Source organism: Nitrosomonas oligotropha (assembly GCF_009833085.1).
Lineage (GTDB): Bacteria > Pseudomonadota > Gammaproteobacteria > Burkholderiales > Nitrosomonadaceae > Nitrosomonas > Nitrosomonas oligotropha.
This window is the reverse complement of the sequence record NZ_QRBZ01000032.1, coordinates 1-10,675: the sequence shown is the minus strand read 5'-3', so window position 1 is coordinate 10,675 and position 10,675 is coordinate 1. Positions and strand designations below refer to the sequence as shown.

Below are 10,675 nucleotides of genomic sequence, written 5' to 3'. Positions count from 1 at the left end.
TCATGAACGATTTCATTGCGATAAAAAATATCCAGGAAGTGCTTGAGCGCAAAGTCTTGCTGCCTACGGTGGTGCTGTGGAACCGGCTGGAAGGACGGCCCCGCACCAAAAACTTCATCCGCGCGCTGCGCGCCGAAGTCCGCGATCCGCTGTGGATGCTGTGCAAGCAGTGGCAAACCGGCGAATTCAAGGGCGACGATGCCGGATCGCCGATTTTCGCCAAAGTACACATGGCCACCACCGAGCTGACCAAATACCAACCGGGCGATGCCACCGCGCAGGATTTCGACCGGTCAGCGCCGCTGGAAGCAATCGTCGAACAACGGCCGTTACCCTACAATGGGCAACAGCACATTCTTTCGCTGGATATCCGTCTGTTAATGGGGCGGCAGTGGTTAAAGTATTTGCAATCGGCCGGTTTATCCGCGTTAAAGCCGCAATACCTGCAACATGCCGGTTACCGAATCACCGAACCCGATCCCGCCAGCCGCAGCGATGCTTTCCTGACCGCGCATCCGGCGGTGTGGCAAAGCTTCTCGGCGCTGGCGGGGCGCGCCGTGGATGGCGCCAATCTGTATTTTTATTTAAAAGCCGACAGTCAACATCACGCTTACGATGGTATCACTCTTGCCAATGACGGCGATAAGACAACCATCGACGATTTGGCGAGCAAATTCGTGCAATGGTACGAGCAATTGTTTTATCAGCCGGATCAAGGCCAGAATGATGCCTGGCTGCCGCAGCAACTGGAGTATCAGTTTGCGGTATCGGCGCCGCAACATGGCGCGGAAAAAGTCATGACCGCCGAGGAGTATTACCAAGGGCGGCTGGATTGGTACAACCTGGATGTCGATCCATCCCGGCAAAGCTTAGGTGCGAATAATAGCAGTCCGGTGGAAGGAACCAGCACGTTGTCGTTCTTTCCGACCGCGATTCAGTTTGAAGGCATGCCGAATACCCGCTGGTGGACGTTTGAAGAAGGCAAAACCAATTTCGGCGATATCAAGCCCGATACCACCGATATCAATAAACTGCTGTTAATGGAATTCGGCTTGGTCTATGCCAACGATTGGTTTTTGGTGCCTTTTCAATTGCCGGTTGGCAGTATCGCCGATGTGCAAGGTCTTGCTGTCACCAATGTGTTCGGTGAAAGAATCTGGGTCACCGCATCGGGTTCCGGCAGCGATGAAAACTGGCAGCGCTGGGCCATGTACAATCTCACGGTCAAAGGCAGCGACAACGTGCGCGCCGATACCTCGTTGTTGCTACTGCCGACTGTGCCGAAGATTCAGGAAGGAAAACCGATCGACGAACTATGGTTGGTACGCGATGAAGTTGCCAATATGGTGTGGGGGATCGAAAAAAATATTCCCCTGGCAACCGGCCGTAGCAAACCGGGCAACGAAGCGGGACGTGAATTCTTCAGCCGCCTGGAAAGTATTCTGGATGGCGAAATCGAAGGCGTTCTGGTGGCACCGGAAATCCCCGAATCGAGCGCAGCCATTCGTTATCAACTGATGCAAGGCGTGCCGGAGAATTGGATTCCGATGATTCCGGTGCATCTGGATAACAACAATCGGGAAATCCAGTTGCAACGCGCGTCGATGCCGCGCATCATTCTGGGTGACCCGAATCCACCTGAGAAAGTCAAACCGCGCACGGTGTTATTGCGCCAAGGACTCGACCAGCAACCGCCGCAACCTTATTTCCTGCACGAAGAAGAGGTACCCCGGGCGGGCATACAAGTCACGCAAGCGTATCAGCGCACACGCTGGAACAACGGTCAGGTCTTTTGCTGGCTCGGTGTGAAGAAACAAACCGGCCGTGGCGAGGGTAGCAGCGGTTTGGCTTTTGATCGCGTCAAACCGGCTAATCAACGCTTGCGGCGCGCACTGCGCGGTTAGTGAGCAGATAATTCCTTTTATCTGCCGGAATCCGCCTCGGTTACAACCTCTTTTCCCCAGTCCGGGTTGTATGCACTCGACGGTAATGCGCATGATCAGGGCTATCTATACACATGGAGAATCCTTGGCTGAAAGCCGGTCTCAGCGCCAAGCTGAAAAAATTTCTGTCATCAGTATATAATTTCCCCTTTCATTTTTTCTTCGCTAAAACAAAATGCAGGAACCTGAACCACCGGTTATACAGCCATTCACTTTTGTTTTCAGTTGGCGGCGTTTTCTCATACACAGTGCAATCATGAGTATTTGCATACTGCTGGGATTGATGACGTGGCATTTTGGCAAGCCGCATAGCATCCGTTTTTATGAAACAAAATCCGAGGATACTCTGACCACTGCGATAGCACCCGGTATCAACATGGCGCTCGATACGCGCAGTTCGGTCGCGGTAAAAGAAAGTCAGCCGCTACAAGTGGAACTATTCAAGGGAAATGTTTATTTCGATATCAAAAAAGATACTACCAATCAACTGGAAGTCAAAGTCGGCAATGCCATCATCAAGGATTTCGGCACTCGCTTCAGCATTGAGATGCATAAGGATGGCAGCAGCCATATTGCAGTCGCGGACGGACATATTAAGATCCAGGTCGCATCAGGAACTTATCAGATCAACGCGCTTGAACAAGCTGATTTCGATGACACCAGTATCAGTAAACACCGGTTGATTACAGAACGTGACGTTGCGCCTTGGCGCTCTCTACCGCAGTAAAAATTAGAGGAGCCTAAGCTCCTCTAATTTCCGCAACAGAATTTCCTTTAAGAAATCTTACGGCGGCGCGCCATGAATCCTAATAAACCCAACCCTGCCAATAACATCGCATAGGATTCAGGTTCCGGCACCGGGGTCAAGATTGCGGAAGTCAGGAAAATTCCATCTTCCGGTTGACTCGGGAAAGTACCGATAATACTGGTGCTAAATGCTCCGGCCGCACTATCCCAAAATATATGGTACATGTTGTGATTGCTTTCATCGGTAATCACTGCGTCACCTTTGTAGGCCGAGAACTCGCTTGCTCCGGCTTTAATTACATTGGCCGGATAATTCGCCGCATAAAAACCCTCCAGCGGATTACCGCTGTCACCCAAGTTTAAGGGCACAAAGCTCAGCATTTCGGGTGTGCCGAAGTGCAATCCCAAGTCTTTCTCCGTGCCATCGGGCGAAATGGCTGTCAACCGTCCGGTACCTTCCGACACAACGACCAATGTATGCGCTGGAATATCGCCGAATGCCTGGGGTGTGAAATCCAAACCTTCCGCATCTGCACCGACATTGGCTAATAGAGTGGCGGAACCCGTGCTGTCGACTCGATATACATTACCTGTCTGTGTTGTCACCACCATATTGAAACCGTAGTTGCCGTAAGGATCAAAAGCGATCCCGCGAACATCCCCGCTCAATCCGGTGGCAAACAGCGATTGCGTTGATCCGTCGTTAGAGAAACGGTAAACATTGCCTGCCGCTTCTGATCCGGCAAATATATCACGCGCTCCACTTGACCCGAACCCGCCCAGTCCCAAGGAACTGGAAACGTATATTTCACCGATGCTGCCACTGCTGATAGGTAGCGGCGCTCCGAAAGGCTGAAGACTACCGCCGCTGAGATCCGTTTGATAGAGTTGATTGTTAAAATAATTCGAGCCTACGAATTTATTGCCCGCATAGGCAAATCCGATGGGCGAACCGCCTGTACTGCCAACAAAAGTACTGAAGCTGACTGCAAGTGCATTGCCGGTCCACAGCAATGCGAGACTTCCTATTACTGATAATGACGTAACCAATTTCGTTTTCATTTTGTTCTCCTGTCGATCAAAGGTAAATTATTCTTATATTTGGTGAATGATCATAAGCTTAAAGAGTCCCTTGAATAAGGGAAGTCCGTACTATTTCATCTAGGTGATTTGTCCTGCTTTCGGGTACTTTAATACCTAAAATCAAATAGTAATGACAGGAGTAGAGTAGCACAAATTTTACCGGCACCCAATGACATTCGGTTTCCGCTGTTGTCCAGCCAATTCGATGGGAAAATTTGCTTTATAGGAACCTTACGATCGCACCACAAGACATCCCATTCCCTGCCGGACCAGACTCTGACAGGCCGTTCGCGCTTGATTTTCTTGCAAACCTACCAGACGCGCCCGGTACAATTTGCGATTACTGACTTCCACTTCGGTGATGACCACTTCGCCTGGTATCAAGCGCGCGGCAACCTGCGCTTGCGCGCGCGCCCGGTTCGATTCTTGGTAAGAACCGATCTGCACCGCCCAGCCGTCGTTCGGCAGCATAGCGGCTTTCTGCGGCTGAGATTGCGGACTGGCTGACGATTTGGCGGTCAGCTGTTGTACTACAGGTTCGGTTTTTTTCTCAGCAGCCGGAGCCGATTGGGGAAGCGGAGCTTGGGCTCTGGCTTTCTCTTTCCGCTCGCTGAGCGGTGTTGCTGATACGGCTCGGCTATCAGCGGTATTGCTGGCTAATTGAGCCGCGCCCTGATTAAAGCTGCGCTCCAGCAATTGCGCCATATGTTGATCGCGCGCCACCGCAGTGTTTCCTCCCATCACCACAGCAACCACGCGACGATTGCCGCGCTTGGCGGAAGTAGCCACATTGAAACCGGACGCCCGGATAAACCCGGTTTTTAAGCCGTCCACGCCCGGCGTATTCCGTACCATGCGGTTGTGACTCTTATATGTGGTGCCTTTGTGGCTGAACGACTGCGTGGAGAAATAATGATAATACTTAGGAAAATCCTTGATCAGACGGGCGGAGAGGGTAACCATATCCCGTGCCGTTGTCTTTTGCTCAGGATTGGGCAGACCCGAAGCATTGCGAAAGGTAGTGGAATGCATACCCAGCTTATGCGCTTTCTCTGTCATCATGCGGCCAAAATTCGTTTCACTGGCACCCAAAGCTTCCGCCACCACCGCCGCCACATCGTTTGCTGAACGCACAATCAACGCCGGAATCGCTTCGCGCACACTGATGCTATCCCCGGCGCGCAAACCGATGTTCGTTGATGGCATGGATGCCGCATGCGCAGACACCGGCATGCGGGAATCGAGCGTCATTTTGTGTTGCTCGATCGCTTCAAACAACAAATAAAGCGTCATCATTTTCGTCAGTGAAGCCGGATAGCGGCTGGCATCCGCATTGGATTCATGCAGTACAGCGCCGGTACTCGCATCGATTACGATGGCTGCGGAGCGCGGATTCGCTTGCGCCGGACTCACCAGAGCAAATAGCACCACGAGAACAAAAAAAACTTTCACTTCTGTACGCTCCGCTATCGCCATACGATCCACTCCTTTTGAAAGCCTGCCCATAGCAAGAAAATTAAGTGACCGGTATGAAGTTCTCACATTCCGGATCAACGCTTCTCCCGCTTGCTGAAAAACTGATAAATATCCATTGATAGCTGCTTTTTTATTATTTATTTTGCTGATCATATATCGATGACTTAAAAATCTCCGTGGCGTAATTTCTTATCTGCACATTTTACTGGAGCAGCGCAGTTCTATATTGAGTAATAAATAGCATATTTCCCTCTATCTACAAAGTATTTTATGCGTCGATGCGATGTTAAATGCCCGGTAATTGCGCTTCTCAGGTTTCAGAATGAATAATCCTGGCAAGAAAAGCATAGTATTCGTGGCAATAACAGGCCGGTAAAAAACCAAGGCACTATAAGTGCTATCACATTGATTCAAAAATACTAATTACTGACAGAAAAACACACTAGCCGTGACTTAACCAGTGGAATATGCGGCATTCTGCGGAGCGTGAATGTGAAACAGAATGCGCTGACTGGTTCGCCAATCAGCGCAACGCAAGGAGATATTGTTTTTAGAAGGGATTGATCTTTCAGATCGGATTGCGATTACTACACTACAGATAACACGCAAGAGCGCCGCCTTGCACAGCAGCACTCTTGCGCTAAGGCTTAGAACTCTTCCCAGTCACCGCCACCGCCCGCGGCAACCTTGCGCGGTTGAGCTTCCAGTGCTGTTGCGCTCGAATTGGAATTGGCTGCAATCTTCTTGGTGGCAGATCCGCGATTAGGCAGTTTGGCAACCGGCGCCGCTCGATTGCTTCTTCTAACCGGTGTGGCTAGGGCACTGCTGCTACCATGCGATAACTTGAAGGTGCTGACTGCCTGCGTCAAGGCGTGCGCTTGGTCTTGCATGGACTCGGCAGCAGCAGCGGCTTCTTCCACCAATGCTGCATTTTGCTGCGTTACTTCATCCATCTGCGTGACGGCTTGGTTCACTTGTTCAATACCCGAGCTTTGCTCCTGCGATGCAGCGGAGATCTCCGCCATAATATCCGTCACACGTTTCACAGCACTGACGATCTCATCCATCGTTGAACCTGCTTCATCGACCAGGCGAGAACCATCTTCCACTTTGGCGACCGAGTCACTGATCAATTCCTTGATCTCTTTAGCCGCTGCCGCTGAGCGTTGCGCCAAGGTGCGCACTTCCGTCGCCACCACGGCAAATCCACGCCCTTGTTCACCCGCCCGCGCTGCTTCCACTGCTGCATTCAGCGCCAGAATGTTGGTTTGGAAGGCGATGCCGTCGATGACGCTGATGATGTCGACAATTTTCTTCGAGCTTTCATTGATCGAACTCATGGTTTGCACAACCTGACCGACCACTGCTCCCCCTTTCACGGCAACCTCGGAAGCACCTGCTGCCAGCTGATTGGCTTGACGAGCATTATCGGCGTTTTGTCTAACTGTGGAAGTGAGCTCTTCCATGGAAGATGCGGTTTCCTCCAGGCTGGATGCTTGTTCTTCGGTACGTTGGCTCAGATCCGAATTGCCGGAAGCAATCTCACCGGAAGCCGTTGAGATTTGATCTGTCCCTGCACGCACTTTACTCACCAGATCCGCCAGATTGTCATTCATGGTTTTCAGTGCTTGCAACAACCGTCCGGTTTCGTTGTTTGAATTGACTTCAATGCGGCTGGTCAGATCACCGGCGGCAACTGCATTTGCCACCGCGACGGCTTCATTCAACGGTCCGATAATTGCGCGTATCAGTAGTAAACCAATTATTACAGCCAGCAGTATTCCTAATGTAATCACCACCACACTGGTGATAAAGATATTCTCGTAGTTATCTTGCGACGCCTTGTATTCCTTGGCACCTTCATCACGCTGAAGATCGATCAATTTGAACATGGTTGCATGCGCCCCATCAAATTTAGGCGTTGCATTAATAGCATTCACAATCGCCGCATCATAATCCCCGGCCGCTGCCAAGACCATTGTATGATTTCGAGCTTCCGTATAGGCTTTCCATTCGTGATTAAAGTTTTCTATCAGTGTTTTTTCTTCCGGCGTCAAATTGGTTGCCAAGTATTTTTGCCAAGCTGTGGCAATTTCGGCATCCCGTTGATCAGTCATTGCCTGCCGTTCTTTTACCACCTCAGGCTTACGCGTATAAGCGGACAATACGGCATTCAAACGCGTACGTTGCATCCGGTCAATAACCAGCCCCAGATGCCCAAGGGGCACAGCGCGATCCTCATAGACTCCTCTGAAAGCATCATTTGTTTGATTTAGCCCATAGATACCTAAACCACCGATACCGGCCAGCAATATCGACAACAAACTTATTACAAACACTAATCGCGATTTTATTGTTAAGTTATTAAACACTGGTGCCTCCTTAAAGTCTCACTATTAAAAATTACCTTACCTATCAACCTATACTTCGTTCAAGCAAACCCATATCGCTATTACTCATCAGTTTTTCGATATCGATTAATATCAGCATCCGATCCGCAACAGTTCCCAATCCGGTGATATATTCGGTATCGATCGCGGTGCCAAATTCAGGCGCGGGCCGGACTTGATTGGCTTCTAGTTCAATCACATCCGACACGCCATCCACCACAATCCCCATGACTCGCCCGGCGACATTTAAAATAATAACCACGGTGAATTGATTGTATTCCACACAATTCAGCCTGAATTTGATCCGCATATCGAGGATCGGGACAATAATTCCCCGCAGATTCACAACCCCTTTAATAAAATCCGGAGCATTCGCGATTTGCGTAACAGAATCGTATCCTCTGATTTCTTGAACTTTGAGTATCTCGATTCCGTATTCTTCACTACCCAAGCGGAAGGTCAGGAATTCATTGATCATGTGTTTAACCGCTGAACCGGGTGATTCAATAGACCCATTAACCGCTTGTTCCTGCAACATGTTTATGCTCCTCTATGTACTATCTAAAAACTGGATCAATCGATCATGAATAAATTTTCATCGATTCTTCATTAAGATTTCTTCATAAACTTCTTAATTTTCATAGATTCTTCTATTTCATAAAATGCAGTTCATTCTTACGGAATTCAAATCTATATATTTTGCCGGTCGATTCTTCTTTTATATTAAGAATTAATGGCATGATCTTGCAGGAATTGTCTTACTTACCCAAAATTCCATTCCGATAACACCACAAAAATCATGAACATTACGATTCCGCCGAACAGTTCTGAGCAATAGAACTGCCGGGGTTACTGCTGAATTTACAAGCGCGAAGAGATGCCTTGTATCAATGGAAACAGGCCTATGCGGCCCATGAAGAGAAATGGCTGATCAAAAACCAACCATGCCCTGAAACTGAATGCTGTGGATTGCGTGGATTATGTTATGGCTCTATTCACTGGCACCCGAAAGGCACACAACTTAATAACTATTGCTGAAAATTAGATCTGAAAAGACCGCTTGATGGTGAAAAATAACTGTCAAGCGCTACCGTTTTTTTCAAAAGATTGCGTTTGAATAAAAAAACACCACCCGGAAATCCGGATGGTGTTATGAAACTACTCAGAAAATTTTAGAACTCTTCCCAATTATCATCACCGCCCCCGGCAGCAACCTTGCGCGGTTGTTCGGGTAACGTCCTAACATCCGGTTCGGATTTTACCGCCGCTCTTCTTGTCGAAGGACCGCGATTCGGCAGCTTGGTAACCGCAGTTGCGCGATTACTTCTTTTAACCGTCGCTGGTGCTGAGTAACTGCCGGATAGCCTGAAGCTGCTTACCGCATGAATTAATGCTTGCGCCTGTTCTTGCATGGATTCTGCCGCAGCAGCAGCTTGTTCCACCAAGGTAGCGTTTTGTTGTGTGACTTCATCCATTTGCGTCACAGCTTGGTTAACTTGTTCGATACCGGAGCTTTGTTCTTGCGATGCCGCGGAGATTTCGCTCATGATATCGGTGACACGTTTGACTGCGTTGACAATTTCATCCATCGTGGTACCCGCTTCATCCACTAGACGCGTGCCATCTTCCACTTTCGCCACCGAGTCACTAATCAGCTCCTTGATTTCTTTTGCCGCTGCCGCTGAGCGTTGCGCCAACGTGCGCACTTCTGTCGCCACTACGGCAAAGCCACGTCCTTGTTCTCCAGCACGCGCTGCTTCGACCGCAGCATTGAGAGCCAATATATTGGTTTGAAAGGCAATGCCGTCGATTACGCTGATAATATCAACAATCTTTTTGGAGCTATCGTTGATCGAACTCATGGTTTGCACCACTTGACCAATCACTGCACCGCCTTTCATCGCGACTTCGGATGCACCTGTCGCCAGTTGATTCGCTTGACGGGCATTGTCTGCATTTTGTTTCACAGTGGAGGTTAGTTCTTCCATTGACGATGCGGTTTCTTCCAGGCTGGATGCTTGCTCTTCGGTCCGTTGGCTCAAATCCGAGTTACCGGAAGCAATTTCGCCGGATACCGTTGAGATCTGATCGGTTCCCATCCGCACCTTACCCACCAAATCCACCAGACTATCATTCATCGTTCTCAATGCTTGCAGCAAACGCCCGGTTTCATTGGTTGAGTTGACCTCAATACGGCTGGTCAGATCACCGGATGCCACGGCATTTGCCACAGCAATGGCTTCGTTTAAAGGATTCACAATCGCCCGGATCAACAATAACCCGATGATAATCGCCAATGAAACACCCAATATCATTGCCGCAGACGACATTACAAAAATACTCTCGTAATGATCTTGCGCAATCTCGTATTCCTGCTCAGCGACTGTCCCTTGTAAATCAAACAGGGTAAACACAGTGTTTCTAAGCGCATTAAATTTTTGCACTGAATCCGCTGTCAGATTTTTCGTTGCGGCGTCAAAATCCCCCGCTATCGCCAACTTCAGGGTTTGATTAATGGAATTCACGTACTGGATATGCTGCTCGCTTTTCGTCCGAGTCAATAGCTCTTCTTCCGGCGTTAATTCAGTCTTCAGATATTGCGCCCAAACCCCTTCGTTTTGTTTCACCAACCGGTTCACCTCTTCCGCCAGTTTTTTCGAAGTCTCGATATTTTTCGATTCAACAGCATCTTCCGCATTCTTGCGCACTTGATACCAGACATCCAGAATTTTCCCTAACTGCACCGCGGTCACAGTACGGTCTTCATAGACGGACTTCAATCCGGCATTGGATTGATTGATGCCATACAAACCTAAGACACCGATACTTACGAGTAAGATCGACAACATACCGATGACAGATACCAGACGGGCCTTTATTGTCATGTTATTCATCATGATCTCCTTTCAAATTTATTTCTCATGGCACTGCACCTTTCTCTTAATTTAAACTTTGTTCAATCAAACCCATGTCGCTGCTGCTCATCAATTTTTCGATATCAATCAATATCAGCATGCGTTCATCGACTGTCCCCAG

The 10,675-nt window shown here is 49.1% G+C and carries 7 protein-coding genes and 1 pseudogene; 2 read left to right on the top strand and 6 right to left on the bottom strand.

The window, feature by feature from the left end:
* Positions 1-2 precede the first annotated feature (2 nt).
* Positions 3-1,904, top strand: coding sequence for a hypothetical protein (locus ABD07_RS10740; protein WP_160818262.1), 1,902 nt, complete (start codon positions 3-5; stop codon positions 1,902-1,904).
* A 295-nt stretch (positions 1,905-2,199) separates the two neighbouring features.
* Positions 2,200-2,670, top strand: coding sequence for a FecR domain-containing protein (locus ABD07_RS10735; protein ID WP_240142523.1), 471 nt, complete (start codon positions 2,200-2,202; stop codon positions 2,668-2,670).
* A 47-nt stretch (positions 2,671-2,717) separates the two neighbouring features.
* Here ABD07_RS10735 and ABD07_RS15045 read toward each other — a convergent pair whose 3' ends face one another.
* From ABD07_RS15045 to ABD07_RS15040, 6 genes and pseudogenes are all read right to left on the bottom strand, one after another.
* Positions 2,718-3,752, bottom strand: coding sequence for an FxDxF family PEP-CTERM protein (locus ABD07_RS15045; protein WP_240142522.1), 1,035 nt, complete (start codon positions 3,750-3,752; stop codon positions 2,718-2,720).
* Between the two features lie 252 nt (positions 3,753-4,004).
* The gene (locus tag ABD07_RS10725; RefSeq protein ID WP_160818260.1) at positions 4,005-5,249 is read right to left on the bottom strand and encodes a D-alanyl-D-alanine carboxypeptidase family protein; all 1,245 of its coding nucleotides are present in this window, start codon (positions 5,247-5,249) and stop codon (positions 4,005-4,007) included.
* Positions 5,250-5,896: 647 nt separating this feature from the next.
* Positions 5,897-7,621 carry a methyl-accepting chemotaxis protein gene (locus ABD07_RS10720; protein ID WP_160818259.1) on the bottom strand — a complete coding sequence of 575 codons (1,725 nt, stop codon included), beginning with the start codon at positions 7,619-7,621 and terminating at the stop codon, positions 5,897-5,899.
* Between the two features lie 43 nt (positions 7,622-7,664).
* Positions 7,665-8,177: a chemotaxis protein CheW gene (locus ABD07_RS10715; protein ID WP_108697982.1), complete on the bottom strand. Its 513-nt coding sequence runs from the start codon at positions 8,175-8,177 to the stop codon at positions 7,665-7,667.
* A 634-nt stretch (positions 8,178-8,811) separates the two neighbouring features.
* Positions 8,812-10,536 (bottom strand): methyl-accepting chemotaxis protein, encoded by a 1,725-nt coding sequence (locus ABD07_RS10710; protein WP_160818258.1) that lies wholly within the window; start codon positions 10,534-10,536, stop codon positions 8,812-8,814.
* A 43-nt stretch (positions 10,537-10,579) separates the two neighbouring features.
* Positions 10,580-10,675 (bottom strand): annotated as a pseudogene (locus ABD07_RS15040) (chemotaxis protein CheW); the annotation flags it as partial.